This is a genomic window from Halomonas cupida, from assembly GCF_900142755.1.
Classification (GTDB): Bacteria; Pseudomonadota; Gammaproteobacteria; order Pseudomonadales; family Halomonadaceae; genus Halomonas; species Halomonas cupida.
In genome coordinates, this window is record NZ_FRCA01000006.1 from 173,443 (window position 1) to 194,518 (window position 21,076).

Sequence of the window (21,076 nt, forward strand, 5' to 3'; positions counted from 1 at the left end):
TCCTTATGTATCGTATAACGTTATTTTAACGAATAATGCATAATGCCATAAGAAGCGAATGTTTTAACACGCGCAACGTAAAAAATCAGCTCGACTAACGCTACTGGCTAAAACGATCTACGAGTGTGACCGAAAAATCGCATGGATAGACACTCTACCGTCAGGGGACGGCATCTTTTCCATGCGACTCCCATCATGCTGCGCTTTCTGCTCCGCTCTATCGACCGCAGTCTCACCGACTTAAGCCTAGTTAATCTTAGCCGAACTACGTTCGGCAATAAAAAAAGCCTGCCGATAACGGCAGGCTTGTGTATGACGTGGGAGGTGCGGCAAGACTAGGTCTCATCCGCTTCCCCAGACGATCATTCCCACTCAATAGTCGCAGGCGGCTTGCTTGATACGTCGTAGGTCACCCGTGATACACCGGCCAGCTCGTTGATGATGCGGTTGGAGACCTTCTCCAGCAGCTCATAGGGCAGGTGCGCCCAACGGGCGGTCATGAAGTCGATGGTCTCGACGGCGCGCAGGGCGATGACCCACTCGTAACGACGACCATCGCCGACCACACCCACCGACTTGACCGGCAGGAAGACGGCAAAGGCCTGGCTGGTCTTCTCGTACCAGCCGGCAGCGCGCAGCTCCTCGATGAAGATGGCATCGGCTTCGCGCAGGATGTCGGCGTATTCCTTCTTCACTTCGCCAAGGATACGCACCCCCAGACCCGGCCCCGGGAAGGGATGGCGATAGACCATGTCATAGGGCAGGCCCAGCTCGAGGCCGAGTTTACGCACCTCGTCCTTGAACAGCTCGCGCAGCGGCTCAACCAGCTTGAGCTTCATGTCCTCGGGCAGGCCGCCGACATTGTGGTGGGACTTGATCACGTGCGCCTTGCCGGTCTTGGAGGCGGCAGACTCGATCACATCGGGATAGATGGTGCCCTGAGCCAGGAACTCGACGCCATCGATCTTCGAGGATTCTTCATCGAACACATCGATGAAGGTGTTGCCGATGATCTTGCGCTTCTGCTCCGGGTCGTTCTCGCCCTTGAGCTTGTCGAGGAACAGCTGCTCGGAATCGGAACGGATGACGCGCACACCCATGTGCTGGGCGAAGGTTTCCATGACCTGGTCACCTTCGTTCTTGCGCAACAGGCCGTTGTCGACGAAGACACAGGTCAACTGATCGCCGATGGCCTTGTGCAGCAGTGCCGCGACTACCGAGGAATCGACACCACCGGACAGGCCCAGCAGCACATGGCGATCACCAACCTGAGCACGCACCCGCGCGATCTGGTCCTCGATGATCTGCGCCGGCGTCCAGTTGCACTCGCTCTGGCAGATATCCACCACGAAGTGCTCGAGGATGCGTTGGCCCTGCAGGGTGTGAGTCACCTCAGGATGGAACTGCACGCCGTAGAAGCGCTTCTCCTCCCAGCTCATGGCAGCAATCGGGCAGCTCGGCGTGGAGGCGGTAACGGTGAAGGTCGCCGGTGCCTCGGCTACCTTGTCGCCATGGCTCATCCACACGTCCAGCAGACCACGACCGGTCTCGGTATCGACGTGATCCTTGATGTCCTTGAACAGTGCCGTCTCGGCATCGAGACGGATCTGGGCGTAGCCGAACTCACGCTTGTTGGAACCGGCTACCTTGCCACCAAGCTGCTCGGCCATGGTCTGCATGCCGTAGCAGATACCGAGGATCGGCAGGCCCATCTCGAACACACAGGCGGGTGCGCGCGGTGAGTCCAGTTCGGTCACCGACTCCGGACCACCGGCGAGGATGATACCGTTGGGCTGATACTCGCGGATTTCCTCTTCGCTGATATCGAAGGCGCGAACCTCGGAGTAAACGCCGATCTCGCGAACACGACGGGCAATCAGCTGGGTGTACTGGGATCCGAAGTCGAGGATCAGGATCTTGTGGGCGTGAATGTCGCTCATGAAGGCTTACCTGCGGAAAAGAGACCGAAAGAGGAAAGTGACCGAAAGCGAAAAGCTGGAAGCGGTAATACCGCTTCCAGCTCATTGATGTCGTGCCGTTGGCTCAACGCTTACCCGACACGGTAGTTGGGCGCTTCCTTGGTGATCTGGACATCGTGAACATGAGACTCGTTGAAGCCGGCACCGGTGATCTTGACGAACTCCGGCCTGGTACGCATCTCGTCGACGGTGGTGCAACCGGTGTAGCCCATGGAGGCCCGCAGACCGCCCATCAACTGGTGAACGATGGCGCTCATCATGCCCTTGTAGGGTACCCGGCCTTCGATGCCCTCCGGCACCAGCTTCTCGACACCGTCATCCTTGTCCTGGAAGTAGCGGTCGCTGGAGCCCTGGGTCTGCGCCATGGCGCCCATCGAGCCCATGCCACGGTAGGCCTTGTAGGTACGACCCTGGAACAGCTCCACTTCACCCGGAGCCTCCTCGGTACCCGCCAGCAGGCCACCGACCATGATGCAGCTGGCACCCGCGGCCACCGCCTTGGCGATGTCACCGGAGAAGCGCACGCCACCATCGGCGATCAGCGGAATATCGAACTCCTTGAGCGCCTCGGCAACGTTGGATACGGCACTGATCTGCGGTACACCCACGCCGGCCACGATACGAGTGGTACAGATCGAGCCGGGGCCGATACCGACCTTGACCGCATCCGCGCCAGCCTCAGCCAGCGCTCTGGCGGCAGCGGCCGTGGCAATGTTGCCACCGATAACCTGAATCTTCGGGAAGTGCTCCTTGACCCAGCGCACACGCTCGATCACGCCTCTGGAGTGACCATGCGCGGTATCCACGACGATCGCATCAACACCGGCTTCAGCCAGAGCCGCCACACGATCCGGGGTTTCCGGTCCAGTACCCACTGCAGCCCCTACCAGCAGGCGACCATCGGCATCCTTGGCAGCGCTGGGGAAGGTACGTGCCTTCTCGATATCCTGGAAGGTGACCAGACCACGCAGGTGGAAGTCGTCGTTGACGATCAGCATCTTCTCGACACGATGCTCCTGCATCTTGCCCTTGATGACATCCAGGGGCGTGCCTTCCGCCACCGTCACCAGACGCTCACGCGGGGTCATGATGTCAGCCACGCTATCGCCGTGGTTGGGCTGGAAGCGCATGTCACGTTCGGTCACCAGGCCGACCAGTAGCTCTCCCTCGACCACAGGAAAACCAGAGAAACCGTTTTCCTTCGCCATGGCCAGCAGGTCTGCCAGCTTGGCCTTGGGCCCAACGGTGACCGGGTCCTTGACGATGACACTCTCGTGCTTCTTGACCTTGCGGACTTCCGTGGCCTGCTGAGCGATGCTCATGCTCTTGTGGATGATACCGATGCCACCTTCCTGCGCCATGGCAATCGCCAGACGAGCTTCGGTAACAGTATCCATGGCAGCGGAAGCGAGGGGAATGTTGAGGAAGAGATCTCGGGTCAGGCGGGTCCGGAGGCTGACATCCTTGGGCAGGACTTCGGAGTAGCCGGGAACCAGCAATACGTCGTCAAACGTAAGCGCTTCTTGGGCCATACGTAGCATAATCGGCAACACCCACTGAGCTGGTGAGGGAGGGAAGAAGTTAATCGCCCATTATAACGTTTTTTGCCGTTTTCTGGCAATGTGCCGTAGCGATCACGACCTCCCCTGCCATGGCGGGGCTCCACGACGACGCTGACTCAGGGCGATGCTGAGGGGCTATCTTCCACGGAGCCGAAAGTCTCTCGCCACTGACGCATGAATGCCTCACGTCGAGCCGGATCGACAAAGGCCAACAGGCTGGCATCCAGCGGAATCGGGTAGAGATGCTCTCCCACCTGCTCACGCAGGCGCCGAGCGGTCCAGGGGCCGGCCATATCGGTCAGGGGGCTGAACAATGGCGTCTGCCCGGCCAGTACGTGCTGCCCTTCCGGTCCCAGCAGGAAATTGACGAAGGTCTCGGCGGCCTCGGGGTGCTCGGCGTCACGGTGCACGAACACCATGCGCATCATCACCAGCGAATAGTCCATGGGCACCTGAACGATGATATCCGGATGGTGCTGGGCGTAGGCCATGGCATAGGAGCCAATCAGGTTGTAGCCCAGCCAATAACGCCCCTCGTTGATGCCCTCCAGCATGGTCTGGGTATCGCGCTCCAATCCCGCATTCAGTTGCCCCATGGCATCGACCAGTTCCCAGAATCTCGTCGAATAGCGGGCATCCTGTTGCGACAGGGTATAGCCGATGGCACTGACCTGAGGAGAGTAGGTGGTCACACGGCGATCCAGCAGTTCGGCGTGGGAGGTCAGCAGTTGCTGCAGATCGGCATGGGTCTGCGGCGGCAGCATATGACGCGCCAGGTCCAGTCGGTAGACCATCACGATCGGTTCGAAGGTAAAACCGAATACCTCGTTGCGCCACTTGGCCCAGTCCGGCCATGCCCTGGCCTGGGGAGAGTCCAGACGCCTTGCCCAACCATCATTGACGCGAGCCATCTGCAATGGCATCGCTGAGCTGATGACCACATCCGGTGCTGGCGGGCCATTGCTGACGCTGTCATTGACCGCCAGGGTTGTGTCTTCCCGGAAGTCGACATCAATTCGTGGATGCGCAGCCTGAAAGGCCTCCAGCAGCGGTGATACGACACTCAGGTCCAGCGCCGCAGAGATCACCAATGGCGTCCTGGCACGGGGCTCGTCGGGAAACACGGTGCCCCAGGCCGCAGGGCTCATCAGCAACAGCCAGCATACCGGGAAGATCAGGGCTCGCATCGTCATACCTCCGTTCTCGCCGAACTGTCCCCCGGCAACCCACGCTTCTCTGGCAGCCCAGCCCCCGACAACCGTACCTCAGGCAACCAGAGCGCCACCTGCAGGCCATGGGGTTGCAGATTGGTGACGCGCACACGCCCACCCAGACGCTGTGCAATAGTCTCGACAATGGCCAGCCCCAGCCCTGAACCTTCGGTATCCTGGCGGCCGGCGCGCTCGAAGGGGCGGCAAAGTCGCTCCAGCGCCTCGGACGCGACGCCAGGGCCATCATCCAGCACGGCAAGACAGACGTCCTTTCCTTCACGATTGACCATCAGCGAGATGCGACTCCCCGCCGGCGTGTAGTGCAGAGCATTGTCGATCAGATTGCCCAGCAGCTCGCGCAATGCCCAGTCCTGCGCGGTCACCATCACCGGCGCCGGTGGTAACGGCTCGAGGCCAAGGTCGTGATGGCGAGCCTGTTCGCGACCGGCCCAATCCAGCGCCACTTCCCGCACCAGCCCGGTCAGCTCGAGTGACGTCTGGGTCACATCTCCCTGGATATGGCGCAGGCGCGCCAGTGACAGCAACTGACTCGCCAGACGACTGGTTCGTGCAGCGCTGTCGTGAACCGCTCCCAATGCCTCTCGCCAATGGTCTGGGTCGTCACTGCGCAATGCCAGCTCGGTGGTAGTCTGCAGACCCGCCAGCGGTGTCTTGAGCTGATGACTGGCATCGGCGGTGAACCGCAGCAGGTCCTCCCGCCCCTGCCGCTGGCGTGCAAAAAGATGATCAAGCGTCTCCGCCAGCTCGCGGATTTCCCGAGGGACGTGGGCTTCCAGCGGCCCCATGTCTTCCGCATCCCGCATACGCAACTGGTGACGTAGACGCCGCAGCGGCGCCAGCACATAGCGGATGGTCAACGCCATCAATAGCCCCGCCAGCACGACCATGATCAGGAAGCGCGATACCGCCTGCCGGAACAGCGCCCAGGTCAACTGCTCACGACCACTCAGGGTATGACCGACCCAGACCTGCACCGGCTGTTGATCCACCCAGCCCGCCGAGGACACCTCACGGCCGTAGAGGCGCAAGCTGCCATGGAGCGTCGGCTGATCAACCACCAGCGGCGCGGAGTCCGGCGCCTGCCCCAGAGATGTCTGCAGGGCGTCGGGCACGGGCCACAACGGCCAATTGCTCGACAGTTGCCGGCCATCGGCATCCAGCACTGCATAGAAGACCCGTTCCTCGCTGGATGTCGCCAGAATCTGCAACGCCGCCGGGGGAATGATCACCTCGGGGACACCGTCCCGCCATTGCACCGCCTCACTGACGGTCAGGGCTGCTGCCGCCAGTTGCGCATCGAAGGCCCGCTCGGCGGCCTGACGGCTGCTCTGCCAGGCCTCCAGCATCAACAGCGCCCCCAGTCCCAGCACACTGATCAACAGCCACATGGCCATGCGCCACTTGATCGACCGCGTGACCGTTATCACTGGCTATCGTCCTGGCTCACGAGTCGTCCTCCTCGAGGCGATAGCCGAGCCCACGGAAGGTGCGGATATGCAGGCCGGACTGCTTGAGCCGCTTGCGCAGTCGGCTGACATAGACTTCAAGGGCGTTGGTGCCCACCTCGCCGAAGCCGAACAGGCGGTTCTCGAGGATCTCCCGCGGCGCGATGTTACCCGCGTGAAGCAGCAGGCTTTCCAACAGCAGGCGCTCCCGGTGGGGAAGGTCCAGAGGGGCATCATCGAGCCAACTGGTGCCGGTGGCCGGGTCAAAGCGCAGCGGCCCCAGGCTCAGACAGTTGTCGGTACGTTGCTGACTGCGCCTCAACAGCGCCCGAACGCGCGCCTCCAACTCCGCCAGTTGAAAGGGCTTGGCCAGATAATCATCGGCACCGAGATCGAGCCCTCGCACCCGGTCATCCAGACCGTCCCGTGCGGTGAGTATCAGCACCGGGGTACTGTCGCCCCGTCGCCGTATTTCCTCGAGCAGCGATAGTCCATCACCATCAGGCAGCCCCAGGTCCAGCACCACCAGGTCAAAGGGCGCTCCCTGAAGGGCGGCTCGCGCGTCACGGCAACTGGCAAAGACCTCAACGCTATTGCCGAGCCGGGTCAGTGCCTGACCCAGCGAGCGCGAGATCAGTTCATCATCCTCCACCAGCAGCAATCTCATTAGACCAAAGTCTCCCCCTGTGACCTGCAGGATGACAGGTTGATGAAAGGTCCACTGTTTAGCATCAACCCTGCCACAAATGGTCCCCTACGACTCGCGATAGCGACAATCTCAAAACGACAACCTCAAAACGACAACAACAATCTCCAAGCGCGAACAACAATCTTCAAGGAGCCTGCCATGAATTCCAACACTTCACTATCACTGCTGCTGGGCAGCGTATTGCTGGGGGGCGCGCTGCTGTCATCCAGTGTCCAGGCGGCCGACAACGACGAATGTATTGCCCCGGCCAAACCTGGCGGCGGTTATGACCTGACCTGTCGTCTCGCTGCCAACGGGCTGCTGGAAGCAGGTCTGATCGAGGACCCGATGCTGGTGACCTACATGCCGGGTGGTATCGGCGCGGTGGCCTATAACCATGTCAATGGCGTGCGTACCGATGATCCCAACCTGATCGTTGCCGCCAGCACCGGCGCGGCGGTCAACCTGGCACTGGGCAAGTTCGGTCAGTATGACGCCGATGAGGTCCGCTGGCTCGGTGCCATCGGCGTCGACTACGGTGCCATCGTGGTCAGAGCCGATGCCCCCTGGCAAACCCTTGACGAACTGATGGCAGCGCTCAAGGAAGATCCATCTTCGGTCGCCTTCGGTGCCGGCGGTACCGTGGGCAGTCAGGACTGGATGAAGGCCGCGCTGACCGCTCGTGCCGCCGACATCGATCCTCGCGCACTGCGTTATGTGGCGTTCGAGGGCGGCGGTGAATCTCTGGCGGCGCTGTTGGGCAACCATATTCAGGTGTTCACCGGTGACCTGTCCGAACTGCGCTCCCAGCTTGAAAGCGGTGATATTCGTGTCCTCGCGGCACTCTCCGAGGAGCGTGTCGGTGGCCCCTACGCCGATATCCCCACTGCCGCCGAGCAGGGTTATGACGTGCAGTGGCCGATCTGGCGCGGCTACTACATGGGCCCGGAAGTCAGCGATGAAGCCTACGCCCAGTGGAGCGAGCGCCTGCAGCAGCTTGCTGAAGCCGACTCCTTCGCCACCCTGCGCGAGGCTCAGGGGCTGTTCCCGATGGCCATGTTCGGTGATGAGTTCGATGCCTACGTGAAGCAGCAGGTCGCCGGGTTCAAGGAACTTGCACAGGAAGTGGGCCTGACACAATGAGTCTGTTCAACAGCCGGACCGCGGATCGCGGTCTGGCCATTGCACTGATCGGTCTGGCGGCATTCATTGCCAGCCAGGCCCTGTCTCTCGAAGTTCCGTTCAGCTATGACCCGGTAGGCCCCAAGGCCTTCCCCATCGGGCTGGCCATCATTCTCGCCCTGCTCTCGCTGGTATTGCTGATACGCCCGGGTGAGAACGGCGAGTGGCCCAGTGCCGGTGTTGCGTTGAAGTTGCTCGCCGTACTGGGGCTCCTGCTGATCTATGCGCTGCTGTTTCAGCGTCTCGGCTACCTGATGAGTTCCGGCCTGGTCATCGCTGGCCTGGCACGGCTGTTCTCGGCCAGCTGGCTCAAGGCGGTGGCAACAGGTGTGCTGATGGCAATCGGCAGCTACTGGCTGTTCACTCTGGGGCTGGGCATCACCCTGCCTGGTGGTAGCTGGTTAGGCTGACCCACCGAATGCCAATCAGTTGAGGAATCACTGAATGACAAACCGGGCAAGGACATGACATGTTCGATTTTCTGATTGATGGTTTCGGCGTGGCCTTCACGCCGCTCAACCTTGGGCTCGCCTTCCTCGGCGCCCTGCTCGGCACCCTGTTCGGTGCCCTGCCAGGCATCGGGCCGATCAATGGTATCGCCATCCTGATGCCGCTGGCCTACACCCTGGGTCTGCCCGCCGAATCCGCCCTGATCATGCTGGCCGGTATCTATACCGGCGCCGAATATGGCGGGCGCATGTCGAGCATTCTGCTCAATGTGCCCGGCGATGCCGGCGCGGTGATGACGACACTCGACGGGCACCCGCTGGCCAAAAAAGGCCTGGCCGGGCCCGCACTGGGTCTATCTGCAGTCAGTTCCTTCGTCGGCGCCACCATTGCCATCCTGGGGCTCACCCTGTTCGCTCCGCTTCTGGCCCGTGCCGCCGTACTGTTCGGACCTGCCGAGTTCTTCGCACTGATGGTCTTCGCCTTCTCGTCGATGTCGGTGATGATGGGCAAGGACCCGATCAAGACCGCTATCGGGGCGGTGTTGGGGGTGCTGATTGCTACCGTGGGGGTCGATTCCGGCACCGGTGTCATGCGTTTCACCTTCGATATGCCCGAGCTCTACGACGGCATCGACTTCGTGGTGATGATCATCGGCCTGTTCGCGATCAGCGAAATTCTGCTGATGCTCGAGCACGCCAACCGCAAGGACAGCGAGGCCGAGCTGCCACCACTGGGTCGAGTATTCGTCAGCATGAAGGAAGTGATGTTGTGCAAGTGGACCATGCTGCGTTCCGGCCTGATGGGCTTCATCATTGGTGTGCTACCGGGGACCGGCGCTTCGGTGGCCGGTGCCGTGTCCTATACCACCGAGAAACGTCTGTGTGACAAGGAGGGCACCTTCGGCAAGGGTGACTGGCGCGGCCTCGCCGCCCCCGAGGCAGCCAACAATGCCTCCGCTGCCGGATCCTTCGTCCCCATGCTGACCCTCGGCATTCCCGGTTCCGGCACCACCGCGGTACTGCTCGGCGCTCTGATGCTCTACAACATCACCCCCGGACCGATGATGTTCAGCGAGAACCCGGAAGTTGCCGGCGGTCTGATCGCCTCACTGTACATCGGCAATATCGTGCTGTTGGCCCTGAATCTACCGTTGGCCGGCTTGTTCGCCCGCGTGCTGACGATCCCGCGCTGGGTGCTGGTGCCCGGCATTGCGATATTGTCCTTCGTCGGCGTCTACCAGTTGCACTCCGATTTGACGGCCATCTATCTGATGCTGATTATCGGTATCTTCGGTTACCTGCTGCGCAAGCTCGGCTTTTCCCTCGCACCGGTGATTCTCGGCTATGTACTGGGTGGCCTGATGGAGGAAAATCTGCGCCGCGCCCTGGCGATCAGTGGCGGCGATACCGGCATCCTCTGGCAGTCCGGTATCTCGCTGGGCCTGTGGATCGCCGCTGCCGCCCTGCTGATTCTGCCGTGGCTATTCGGACGCCTCAGCGCAGTGCGCACCAGCCGCTCGGCCTGAACCTCCGACCTGAGCGGCATTTATTAACCCGGCATGCTTTCATGTTGGGTTAATGGCGGCACAGGAAAGTGCCGCCGTCGGCCATCAGGCCGACGCGAGACCGCATCACACCAGCAGATCCGAGCATCTGCGCCAGTGTGGTGCGGACGAAAATCAAATCGATCAGGATGAGCTATTTGATTGCCATGTTAATAATAGCGCACCAGGGGAGCATGGCTCCCTGCTGTCCCGGGCGGGTTCCGCCCGGGACTTTGTCATTCATTATTCAGGAATCATGATGAACCTGCCCTCGCCAGCTGCAGCTCAAGGACTACTGCGTTACCTCCCCACCCTGGCGCTTGGCACCATCGGCGGCAGCATCGCCTGGCTTTGCCACCTGCCACTGCCCTGGCTGCTCGGCGCCATGATCGCCACCACCCTGACCAGCCTGGCAGGCATCCGGTTGGGCTCACCGGGGCGTGCGCGCCAGGCGGTACTGGTGATCATCGGGGTCATGCTCGGTTCGGCCTTTACTCCCGAGCTGTCCGGTGATCTGACAAGCTGGGTACTGAGTCTGGCAATCATGCTGGCCGCTACCGCCGCGATGATGGTGGTGGCGGTCTGGTTTTCCTGGCGGGTGGCGGGACAATCGCTGGATACCGCCCTCTATTCCGGTGCGCCAGGCGGCCTCTCGGTACTGCTGCTGATGGCTCATGAGTCCGGTGCCGACCTGCGCGCTGTGGGCATCAGCCATGCAGTACGAATCCTGGTATTGCTGCTGGCCATCCCACCGATTCTCGGCGCGATCGGCCATATCGACCTGGGCTCCGGCAGCAGCATGGCAACACAGTGGCTGGTGATGCCCGCTGCCGAGGATATTGCCTGGCTGATCGCCGCGGCAGTACTCGGCGTCTGGCTTGGACGCCTACTGCGGCTTCCCAACCGCTTGCTGTTCGGCCCGGCACTGGTCTCGTCAGTCCTGCATTTCACTGGCATCACCCACGCCGCCCTGCCCCCGTTGCTGGTGGCACTGGCTCAGGTGATCATCGGTACCTCGGTGGGTGTGCGCTTTGTCGGCGTCGCTCTGGGAGATATGGCTCGCCAGTTGGGGCTTGCCGTGGTTCAGGCGTTGATGCTGACGGCTCTGGCAGTGTTGGCGGCCTGGCTGGGCCATCTGCTGACCGGCTACTCCATGGCGGCGGCGCTACTGGCCTACATGCCCGGTGGCGCGCCGGAATTGAGCCTGGTCGCCCTGTCCCTCGACATCGAACCCGCCTTTGTCACTTCCCACCATCTCCTACGGATCACCGTACTGATACTGGCAATGCCGATACTGTTGGGGCTGATAAGGCGGTACCTGACACGCACCAGGAGCTGATACCATGCCCTGATGCCTCGCCTCACCACAACGACCGTGCCCCACACAGGGCGGATCGTGCCAGGCTGCGTGCTGAAAAGCGCGTTGGAAACCCCTCTGGAAAACGCCCTGAAAAACGCCCTGAAAAACAGCTACAGGAGTCGCCTGCATGAGCGAACAGGTCCTCTCGGTCAGTGACCTCAATCGCCAGGCTCGCAAGGCACTGGAGTCGGAACTCGCGGAATGCTGGGTCGAAGGCGAGCTGTCCGGGGTATCACGTCCATCCTCGGGGCATGTCTATTTCACCCTCAAGGACGATCGTGCTCAGGTACGTGCAGTGCTGTTTCGTCAGCAGGCTCGTTTCGTCTCTACCCCGATGCGCGATGGCGACCTGGTTCGGGTGCGAGGCCGAGTGTCATTGTTCGAGCCCCGTGGCGACTATCAGTTGATCGCCGAAGCCGTTCAGGCTGCAGGTATCGGTGCTCTGCTGGCTGCCCTCGAGGCACTCAAGGCCCGCCTTGCCGAGCAGGGCATGTTCGTCAACCAGCGGCCGCTGGCCTTTCCACCCCGCCATCTGCTGGTACTGACATCGGCGACCGGTGCGGCAATTCGTGATGTGCTGGCGGTACTCGGCAAGCGCTGGCCACTGGCACAGGTCACGCTGATCCCCGTGCCGGTACAGGGCACCGAGGCCGCCCCCTCGATCATCGCTGCACTCGGCTTGCTCAATCGCCAGGCATCGCTGGACCCGGAGCGCGACGTGGTACTGATCACCCGCGGCGGCGGTAGTCTCGAGGACCTTTGGGCCTTCAATGACGAGCATCTGGTGCGTGCCATTCATCATTCACGCCTGCCGGTGATGGCCGCCATCGGCCATGAGGTGGATACCAGTCTTGCCGATCTGGCCGCCGATGCCAGTGCTCCGACACCCTCCGCCGCTGCCGAGCGTCTGGTGCCATCCGCCCCTGAGTTGAGCCAACGTCTTGAACAACTTTTCCAGCGTCTGGCACGCATCCAGCATCACCAGCTTGGCCAGCAGGCCCAACGCCTCGACCACCTTCGCCTGCGCCTGCGTCATCCTGGGGAGGGGCTGCGCCGTCAGCGGGAAGCACTTGGCCAGTTGCGGCAACGCCTGGCACGGGCACTGCAGGCCTCGTTCGGCATCCATCAACGCCATCAGCAGGACCTCGCTCGCCGCCTGTCCCTTCGCAATCCGGCCAATCACCTGACCCAGGCGCGTCAGGATCACCGGCGCCTGAACCAGCGCCTGCTTGCTGCCCAGCGCAATAACCTGCAGTACCACCGAGACCAGTTCGGTTCACGCATGCGCGAGCTGCAGGCCGTCAGTCCGCTGTCGGTGCTGGGTCGCGGCTATGCCATTCTCAGCAATGAAAACGGCCGAGTGATCCGCAACGCGGACCAGACTCGGCCGGGAGACACCCTCACCGCACGTCTGGGTGAAGGCGAGTTGACGTTGACGGTCAGTGAGGCAAGGCACCTGCCTGAGTCCCCGGCTTGAAGGCAGAGGGCTCCAGTTCATGGCGTGACAGCAACTTGTAGAAGTCAGTGCGGTTGCGCCCGGCAATTCGTGCCGCCTGAGTGACGTTGCCCTCGGTAATCTTCAGTACCTTGACCAGATAACTGCGCTCGAAACCGGCACGGGCATCATTGAAGGTCGGCAGCGCGCTCTCCTCCGCCACCAGCGCCTGAGCGACCAGGGCTTCGGGAATCATCGGTGCGCTGGACAGCGCCACACACTGCTCGACGACGTTGACCAACTGGCGCACGTTGCCCGGCCAGGCGCTGGTCGCCAGCAGGTTCATGGCTTCGGGCGAGAAGCCCTTGACGAACGGCTTGTGACGCGAGGCCGCCTGGGCAACGAGGTGCTTGACCAGCAACGGCACGTCCTCGGCGCGATCCTTGAGTGGCGGCAGCTTGAGGTTGACCACATTGAGGCGGTAGTACAGATCCTCACGGAACTCGCCTTCATGCATGGCCAGATCAAGATCTCGATGGGTCGCCGACAATACGCGAACGTCCACCGGTACCGATGATGTCGAGCCCAGCGGTCGGACCTGACGTTCCTGCAGCACACGCAACAGCTTGACCTGCAGCGCCAACGGCATGTCGCCGATCTCGTCGAGGAACAGGGTACCGCCATCGGCCGCCTGGAACAGGCCACCATGCTCGCTGATGGCTCCCGTGAAGGCTCCGCGAGCATGACCAAACAATTCGCTTTCCAGCAGTTGCTCCGGCAGTGCACCGCAGTTGATCGCCACAAAGGGCTTGTCGGCACGCGAACTGGCCTTGTGAATGGCGTTGGCCAGCAGCTCCTTGCCGGAGCCGGAGGGGCCGGTGATCAATACGCTGACATCAGAGCCGGCCACCATGCGTGCCTGCTCGAGGATGCGCTCCATCTCGGGGCTGCGAGTAATGATCTCTTCCCGCCAGCTGTCATCACCTTCACCACTGCCGGACAGGTGTGCCAGTGCATCATCGATGGCGCTGAAAAGCTCATCACGATCCACCGGCTTGGTCAGGAAGCTGAATACCCCTTGACGGGTAGCGCTCACCGCATCGGGAATCGACCCGTGAGCCGTCAGAATGATGACCGGAAGGCCCGGCATGCGCCGCTGAATTTCCTGAAACAGCGCCATGCCGTCCATTTCATCCATACGCAGATCCGACAACACCAGGTCGGGACGGTTTTCTTCCAGACGCTTGACGGCGTCACGTCCGGTTTCCGCAGTGGTCACACGATAACCACGGCTTTCCAGACGCATGCCCAGCAACTTGAGTAGGCTGGCATCGTCATCGACCAGCAGGATGTGGGCCGAAGTTCTGGCGCTCGGGGTCGTTGCGACTTGCTTCATCTCGGATTCTCCACAGGCTCTACTCCACCTGTTGACGCAGGTTGATACTCTGTTCGATCGCGGTCATGGCTTCGAGCTTGTCGGCAAGAGCCTGATTTTCTTCCGTCAAGCGAGCCACTTCGCTCCGCTCCTGGCCAACGCGCTGCAGGGATTTTCGACGTCCTTCCAGTTCATTCAGCCAATAACGGAACAAGGGTTGCAGTTCACTGGGTGCAGCTTGCAGATCGGCCTTGTAGAGCTCCGATGCCTGATCCCATTGGGATTCGCTGCCCCAACTCATGACCACGGCGCGACTCAAGCGCTGCTCGGGAGCGTGTCCCTCCAGGCGAGGCAGCATATTGTCGCGCCACTCACGATCACCACGTTGCGAGGCCAACCCGAAGGCGACCCATTCGGTGAGCATGCATGGGGATTCAGCAAAGTTCGGTACCTCTGCATCACAGGAGGCCAGGTCGGTATCGTCAACGACCTTGACCGGGTGCGAGGCTCGCTCCATAGGGAGCAGCTCACAGCCTGCCAGTGTTCCCATGAAGGTCACCAACACCACTGACTGCAGCAGACGTGCACTCGATCGCTTGCTGAATTGCATCACCTCAACCCCTTGTCTCATATCGTCAAATCCCTTGCGTTGCTGCCTGTCTCCGCAGACATCTGCTTTTGCTCTTCCTGAACCATGGCCACGGGCAGTGTCAGTCTGAAGCACACTGCCCAATGCGGGTCTTCCACCAGATCCAGGCGGCCGTTCTGCAAACGTGCACAGTCGGCGGCGACAGACAATCCTATGCCGGAGCCCTTGAGTGCTCCCTTGCGTCGCGCCTGTCCCTGATAGAAGGCTTCAAATAGATGAGGACGATCCTGTTCGGCAATCGGCTCACCGCTATTGGCCACTTCCACTTCCAACCGGTCGTGGTGAGCGCGTGCGCGGATCAGCAGCTCACCACCATCCTCGCCGTAGGCCACGGCATTGGATATCAGATTGTCGAGTACTCTGGTCGTTGCCTGGTGATCGGCACACCAATTCAACGGCCCCGAGAATACTTCCACTCGCATGTCCTTGGACTGAAGGCCCAGGCGATGTTTCGCCAGCACCTCACGAACCACCGTTGCCATATCGAGACGCGCGATTGCCGCAGAGCGCGAATGCTGAAGCAGATTGTAATCCAGCAACTGTTCGATCAGCCGCTGCAATTCGGCGCCACTGGCGTCGATCAGCTCCAGGACTTCGCGCTGACGCGCAGTCATCTCGCCAGCGACTCCATCGGACAGCAGTGCCGACCCTTCACGCACACTGGCCAATGGTGTCTTCAACTCATGCGACATATGGCGCAGGAACTGCTGCTTCTGGGCCTCCAGCTCATCCAGTCGAGCGGTCAGCCAATCGAGGCGCTCGCCCAGAGCCACCAGTTCGGCCGGTCCCTGAACACGCCGTGCGGTGTTCGTGTCCTGGTATCCACTGCCGATGCCGAGAATCCGTCGCTCCAGCTGGCGTACCGGGCGAATGATCAGCCTCGTGAACAGCAGCATCAGCAACAGACTCGCCGACACCAGTGCTCCAGATTGCCACCATAGTCGCTTCTGCACGTCGTGAGCCCGGGCACGTATCGCATCGAGCCGCTGGTCGATGCGTACGTTGGTCTCCTGGCGCATCCCCTCGACATGGTCCGAGAAGGCAGTGAACTGAACCAGGGCCTCACTGTATTCTTCTGCTGACAGCTCCGGCAGTTGGGCCAGCTCATCCAACTGGCCTTCAAGCGCGTCGACGTCCGGGCTGTCAGCCAGCAATCGTCGCTGCTGCTCCAGCAGCTCACCGAACTCCTCCAACCGCTCGGTAAAGATTTCCAGCAGGCTATCCTGCTGTACCACTTCGTACTGCCTGGCACCACGCTCCATTTCCACCGCCAGAGCTCCCAACGTGCGAGCACGGCGAGTTTCCTCAACCGCCTGGCGGGCACTGACCTCTGCCAGCCGTGAAAGCTCGGCGAGAGCCTGACCTGCCTGGTACATCAGCACTCCCAGAGGCAGCGTGACGACCAGGAATGCGAGCAGAACCAGTTGCAGTAGTGAGCGGGGTCGCCAACGGCGCGTTGCGGCAGAAGTCATGGCCAACGATCTATGAAGGGAAGTGAATGAAACGTTCATCTTTCCATCCAGAGGATACCAGAATCCGCCTGCATCCCCTTCGATTTCCCTTTTCACGATGCGAGAAAACCGGTTCAAAAAAAGGGCCGGCAGAGCCGGCCCGAATACGCAGGGAACTGAAGGGGTTGAAAAACGGATCAATTGACCGCCTGGTCAGTCCATTGAACCATCTTCCAGTGGCCCGAAGGCCCGAAGCCGTATCGACACCTGCATTACCAGGAACTGGGTCATCGATACCTGGATGGCGAACCATCCTGCCTCGTTCATTGCGTCGCCGCTCTGCCGCAAGCGTCAACGTGCAAGCTATGTGTACCCCAGCGTTCATCGAGCTGGGGGGTGGCATCCGTGCCAGAGCATCCATGCTTCTATCGATACCTGTCCGTGCCACGACAGCCGGTACCGTCTCATCGCAACCTTGTGTCGCACATCGCGCGGAGCAGACGCTGGGTCAACTCGAGAACACGCAGGGCAGTGAGGTTCCGAGCTGGCCCGGAAGATGACATGAAACTGAACCAGTCACCTTCCCTGCTCGCTATAGACAATGCCATCTTCGTGCCATAATCCCTAGATGTTCTTTACTTTCATATAGTTAAAAACAACAACCTTGGTGACTTTCGAAAATTCCTCATGAAATGGCCAATAACTCGTCAAAAACCGTCTCCAATAAGGGACACAAAATCCATGGAAAATATCTATTCCCATAAAAACAACAACATACATAGTCTCCATATGGAGACATCAACCCAGAAATGAGTGACAGAAAATCGCGACACTCGCCTTTCGAATCAGGCATCCTGGCCACAGGAGGGATAGCTGGCCACCAGATATTAACCCGGCATACTTTTACGTTGGGTTAATGGCGGCACAGGGACCTGCCGCCGTCGGCCATCAGGCCGACGCGAGACCGAACCACACCAGCAGATCCACGCATCTGAGCCAGTGTGGTGTGGACGACAATCAAATCGATCAGGATGAGCTATTTGATTGCCATGTTAATAGCGGTAGCCAGCTCGGAAGAGAACTGTTCGGAAGAGAACAACTAGAGGGAGCTTTCTACAGCAACCTGCACACTCGATCTACAGCAACCTGCACAACTACAGCTGCACAACTACAGCGACTTGCACACTACCTTCGATTTACGAGCCTGGTTATAGGCATCGCGACGCAACGGCGGCAAGGCCTCCAGGGAGGCCTGTTCGAAACCATGCTCGAGGAACCAGTGGGCCGTATGTGTCGTCAGGGCAAACAGACTGGACAGTCCTTCACGCTTCGCCAGCCGTTCGATCTCCGCCAGCAGTCGTTCGCCACGCGCGCCACCTCGATATTCCGGGTGAACGGCAACACAGGCCAGCTCTCCCACTTTGGTATCGGCAAAGCGATGCAGGGCAGCACAGCCGATGATCATGCCATCGCGGTCAATAACCACATAATCGTCCACCTCATGTTCCAGGCGCTCCCTTGAGCGAGGCACCAGCATGCCGCGTCGCTCCAGTGGTTCAAGCAGCTCCAGCAGCCCTCCGATGTCGCCGATCTCAGCGGCGCGCAACTGCTCATAACGATGCTGGGTGATCATGGTGCCCACGCCATCGCGGGTAAACAGTTCGCCCAACAACGCATCCGGGTCCCGCCAGGACAACAGGTGGGTACGTGCCACGCCATGCAGGGCTGCCTTGCAGGCCGTATCCAGATGGCGAGCCAGCTCCGGTACGAGGGCTTCGTCGGCCAGCAGCGGCGCCGCTTCGGATGGACTCAACTGGCGCAACAACTGCCCCTGGCCGTCACGCAGACCGTCCGCGTCCCCCAGCAGGATGAGTTTATCGGCTTTCAGGGCGATGGCCGCCTGTTGAGCGACTTCTGCCGCGTCAAGATCAAAGACCTCGCCGGTACTGGAGAATCCCAGCGGTGGCAACAACACCAGCACTCGCTGCTCGAGCTGAGCACGAATACCCGCCGCCCGAACACGGCGAACCTCACCGGAACGATGAAAATCCACGCCGTCCCGGACTCCCAGCGGCTTGGCCATGACCAGGTTGCCTGAAACCGTCGTCAACTCGATGCCATGCAGAGGCGTATTGGGCAGCCCCAGCGACAGCCGTGCCTCGAGCCACAGGCGTTGCTCCGCCGCGACGCGCTCGACGCGCGCCATGATGGCTTCGTCCGCCACCCAACGCCCCTGATGGCGCACCGGCTGAATTCCCTCGGCTTCGAGCACGCGATGGACACGGGAACGAATGCCGAACACCACTACCAGATGCACACCAAGGGTATGCAGCAGGGCCAGATCCTGAATCAACGACTCCCCTCGCTCGCCCTCCATGGCCTCACCTTCGATCAGCACAACAAAGGTACGCCCACGGTGGGCGTTGATGTATGGCGACGAATGACGGAACCAGTCAACAAAGGAAAAGGGCGTGTTCAAGACAGCGCAGCTCCACAAGGCAATAACAGAGGTAATCGAATCACTATATCAGAGGGTCATGACAGCCCGCATCGCCACCATGCGCCAGAGCATGGCCAGACGCTCAACCACCCGCTACCAGGTCCATCACAACGCATAGCGGACAATCAAAACACCGATGGCGCCCATAGGCGCCATCGGTGAAGAAAATCAATGGAGAAGCTTCAGCCAAAGATTCCCTTGAACATGAAGAAGAAGGCAATCGCCAGGCCAGCCCCCGCCGGCAGAGTGATGAACCAGGACATCACAATAGTGCCGATGACGCGCAGGTTGATGGCGGCAATACCACGGGCCAGGCCTACGCCCAGTACCGCTCCGACCAGCGTGTGCGTGGTCGAGATCGGCAGTCCGGTGCCAGAAGCCAGCACCACAGTGGTCGCGGCGGCGAGAGTGGCCGCAAAACCACGGCTCGGCGTCAGTTCAGTAATTCCGGTACCTACGGTGGCAATCACCTTGTGACCATAGGTCACCAGGCCAACCACGATGCCGCCACCACCCAACACCAGTACCCACCAGGGAATCGACGAGGCCGTCTCGATGCTGCCCTGATGCTCCACTACGCTGATCACCGCAGCCAGCGGACCAACCGCATTGGCCACATCATTGGAGCCATGGGCAAAGGCCATGGCGCAGGCAGTGAAGATCATCAAGACGCCGAATACCCGTTCAACTCCTTCAAAACCAAAGGAATCAAGCTTCTTCTGGCTACGACTGATGCGCCTCTCACGCTGGATACTGATCCCCATCAGCACAAGACCCATCACCAGCGCCGCCAGCAGGCTCTCCAGGAAGGACAGATGCAGGCCGACATGCTTGAGTCCCTTGACCAGGGTCACCATGGAGACGATGAAGCCGACCAGGAACACATACATCGGAACATAACGTTTAGCGGCAGCAAACGGATCGTCCGCCTCGAACACCATACTCTGGATCGAGCGGAACAACATGAAGGCAATGGATCCTGCGAGCAGCGGTGACACCACCCAACTGGCCACGATCTGACCGACCTTCGGCCAGCCGACTGCGTCCATGCCCAGCCCCACCACGGCAAAGCCGACAATGGCCCCAACAATGGAGTGGGTGGTGGATACCGGCCAGCCCTTCATGGAGGCAATCAGCAACCAGCTTCCAGCGGCCAGCAGCGAGGCCAGCATGCCGTAAACAAGAAGTTGGGGATCATGCACCAGCAACGCAGGATCGATGATGCCCTTGCGAATGGTTTCAGTGACCTGGCCACCGGCCAACCAGGCACCGAGGAATTCGAAGATCACCGCGATAATGATCGCCTGACGGATGGTGATGGCACGTGAGCCTACCGAGGTGCCCATGGCATTGGCCACGTCGTTGGCACCGACGCCCCAGGCCATGAAAAAGCCGAATGCGCAGGCCATCAGGACGAAGATATCGCCGTACTGAGTAATGATCGACATGGGATACAACCCTTGAAACGTTCGAAACAGGATCCAGATGTACACAGACCGCCCGCAGGCGGTCTCCAGGAGTCAGAGCTCAGTTCGCTGTCATGATCTGTAGACGGCTACCGACCCGCTCGGCGCGGTCGGACACCTCACCAATCCACAGAATGATCTGATACATGAACATCACATCGACCGGCGGCAGACTGGATTCGAGCTCGAACAACTGTCGACGAATGGCAATCTGCTGTTCGTCCGTACGGTTCTCGAGATCGTGGAGGTCACGGATCAACTTCTGCATCAGCTCAGTCACATTGCGACCGAAACCAGACTCGAGCAGGTCTCCCAGCTCTTCCAGCGCCTGACGCGCCTTGGCAACACTCGCGACCGACGTCTCGATGTAGTCACGCATCGGCTCCGCCAGGGGCTCCGGAACGCGCATCTGTCGACCCAGCATGATGCCGGTGATATCACGGGTCTTGTTGGCGATCTTGTCCTGCACCGAGATCAGCTCCAGAAGATCGGAGCGCGATACCGGCAGGAACAGAGTGTTGGGTAGGTTGAGACGCAACTCGGTTTTCAGCGAGTCTGCCTCATGTTCAAGGGTCATGATGGTTTCACGATGCCGACCCGCCGCATCCCAGTCGCCCTTGAGAGACGCCTCGAAAAACGGCAGCAGCTCGGCAGAGCATGCATGAACCTTCTTGATGTGGGCCAGCAACGGCTGAAACGGCGAGCGGCCAAACATCACGGAAAACGGATTTGCTGTCACCATGGGTAGTCACGGACACT

General features: G+C 60.7%; 16 protein-coding genes. 5 read left to right on the plus strand and 11 right to left on the minus strand.

The window, feature by feature from the left end:
- Window positions 1–362: 362 nt before the first annotated feature.
- From guaA to BUE38_RS12725, 5 genes are all read right to left on the minus strand, one after another.
- A complete protein-coding gene (gene guaA, locus BUE38_RS12705; RefSeq protein ID WP_073435590.1) occupies window positions 363–1,940 on the minus strand; it encodes a glutamine-hydrolyzing GMP synthase in 1,578 nt (525 codons plus the stop codon).
- Window positions 1,941–2,050: 110 nt separating this feature from the next.
- Window positions 2,051–3,520, minus strand: coding sequence for an IMP dehydrogenase (gene guaB, locus BUE38_RS12710; RefSeq protein WP_073435591.1), 1,470 nt, complete (start codon window positions 3,518–3,520; stop codon window positions 2,051–2,053).
- Window positions 3,521–3,657: 137 nt separating this feature from the next.
- The gene (locus tag BUE38_RS12715) at window positions 3,658–4,734 is read right to left on the minus strand and encodes an ABC transporter substrate-binding protein (protein WP_073435592.1); all 1,077 of its coding nucleotides are present in this window, start codon (window positions 4,732–4,734) and stop codon (window positions 3,658–3,660) included.
- Entirely contained in the window at window positions 4,731–6,200 is a 1,470-nt protein-coding gene (locus tag BUE38_RS12720) for a sensor histidine kinase (RefSeq protein WP_073435593.1), read from the minus strand. Before BUE38_RS12720 ends, BUE38_RS12715 begins: the two co-directional genes overlap by 4 nt.
- Before the next feature lie 16 nt (window positions 6,201–6,216).
- Window positions 6,217–6,885: a response regulator gene (locus BUE38_RS12725; RefSeq protein WP_073435594.1), complete on the minus strand. Its 669-nt coding sequence runs from the start codon at window positions 6,883–6,885 to the stop codon at window positions 6,217–6,219.
- A 180-nt stretch (window positions 6,886–7,065) separates the two neighbouring features.
- Here BUE38_RS12725 and BUE38_RS12730 point away from each other — a divergent pair, with 180 nt between their 5' ends.
- The 5 genes from BUE38_RS12730 (at window position 7,066) to xseA (ending at window position 12,918) form a co-directional block, all read left to right on the plus strand.
- Window positions 7,066–8,049 (plus strand): Bug family tripartite tricarboxylate transporter substrate binding protein, encoded by a 984-nt coding sequence (locus tag BUE38_RS12730; RefSeq protein WP_073435595.1) that lies wholly within the window; start codon window positions 7,066–7,068, stop codon window positions 8,047–8,049.
- A complete protein-coding gene (locus tag BUE38_RS12735) occupies window positions 8,046–8,498 on the plus strand; it encodes a tripartite tricarboxylate transporter TctB family protein (protein WP_073435596.1) in 453 nt (150 codons plus the stop codon). The genes BUE38_RS12730 and BUE38_RS12735 overlap by 4 nt, the downstream gene beginning before the upstream one ends.
- A gap of 59 nt (window positions 8,499–8,557) precedes the next feature.
- Window positions 8,558–10,063: a tripartite tricarboxylate transporter permease gene (locus tag BUE38_RS12740; protein WP_073435597.1), complete on the plus strand. Its 1,506-nt coding sequence runs from the start codon at window positions 8,558–8,560 to the stop codon at window positions 10,061–10,063.
- 52 nt (window positions 10,064–10,115) lie between these two features.
- On the plus strand, window positions 10,116–11,420 hold the full coding sequence (locus tag BUE38_RS12745) for an AbrB family transcriptional regulator (RefSeq protein ID WP_234986958.1): 1,305 nt from the start codon (window positions 10,116–10,118) through the stop codon (window positions 11,418–11,420).
- Between the two features lie 148 nt (window positions 11,421–11,568).
- A complete protein-coding gene (gene xseA, locus BUE38_RS12750; protein WP_073435598.1) occupies window positions 11,569–12,918 on the plus strand; it encodes an exodeoxyribonuclease VII large subunit in 1,350 nt (449 codons plus the stop codon).
- Here the strand turns inward: xseA and glrR are convergent.
- The 6 genes from glrR to BUE38_RS12780 all read right to left on the minus strand — a co-directional run bounded on the left by glrR (window position 12,881) and on the right by BUE38_RS12780 (window position 21,059).
- A complete protein-coding gene (gene glrR / locus BUE38_RS12755) occupies window positions 12,881–14,272 on the minus strand; it encodes a two-component system response regulator GlrR (protein WP_073435599.1) in 1,392 nt (463 codons plus the stop codon). The two genes, xseA and glrR, sit on opposite strands and share 38 nt — an antisense overlap.
- 19 nt (window positions 14,273–14,291) lie before the next feature.
- Complete coding sequence (locus tag BUE38_RS12760; protein ID WP_234986960.1) at window positions 14,292–14,882, minus strand: hypothetical protein; 591 nt, start codon at window positions 14,880–14,882, stop codon at window positions 14,292–14,294.
- Window positions 14,879–16,372: a sensor histidine kinase gene (locus BUE38_RS12765; protein WP_073435600.1), complete on the minus strand. Its 1,494-nt coding sequence runs from the start codon at window positions 16,370–16,372 to the stop codon at window positions 14,879–14,881. The genes BUE38_RS12760 and BUE38_RS12765 overlap by 4 nt, the downstream gene beginning before the upstream one ends.
- 1,147 nt (window positions 16,373–17,519) lie before the next feature.
- Window positions 17,520–18,830 carry an amino-acid N-acetyltransferase gene (gene argA, locus BUE38_RS12770; protein ID WP_073435601.1) on the minus strand — a complete coding sequence of 437 codons (1,311 nt, stop codon included), beginning with the start codon at window positions 18,828–18,830 and terminating at the stop codon, window positions 17,520–17,522.
- A gap of 203 nt (window positions 18,831–19,033) precedes the next feature.
- Complete coding sequence (locus tag BUE38_RS12775; RefSeq protein ID WP_073435602.1) at window positions 19,034–20,299, minus strand: inorganic phosphate transporter; 1,266 nt, start codon at window positions 20,297–20,299, stop codon at window positions 19,034–19,036.
- Between the two features lie 79 nt (window positions 20,300–20,378).
- Window positions 20,379–21,059 (minus strand): TIGR00153 family protein, encoded by a 681-nt coding sequence (locus BUE38_RS12780; protein ID WP_073435603.1) that lies wholly within the window; start codon window positions 21,057–21,059, stop codon window positions 20,379–20,381.
- Between the last annotated feature and the right edge of the window lie 17 nt (window positions 21,060–21,076).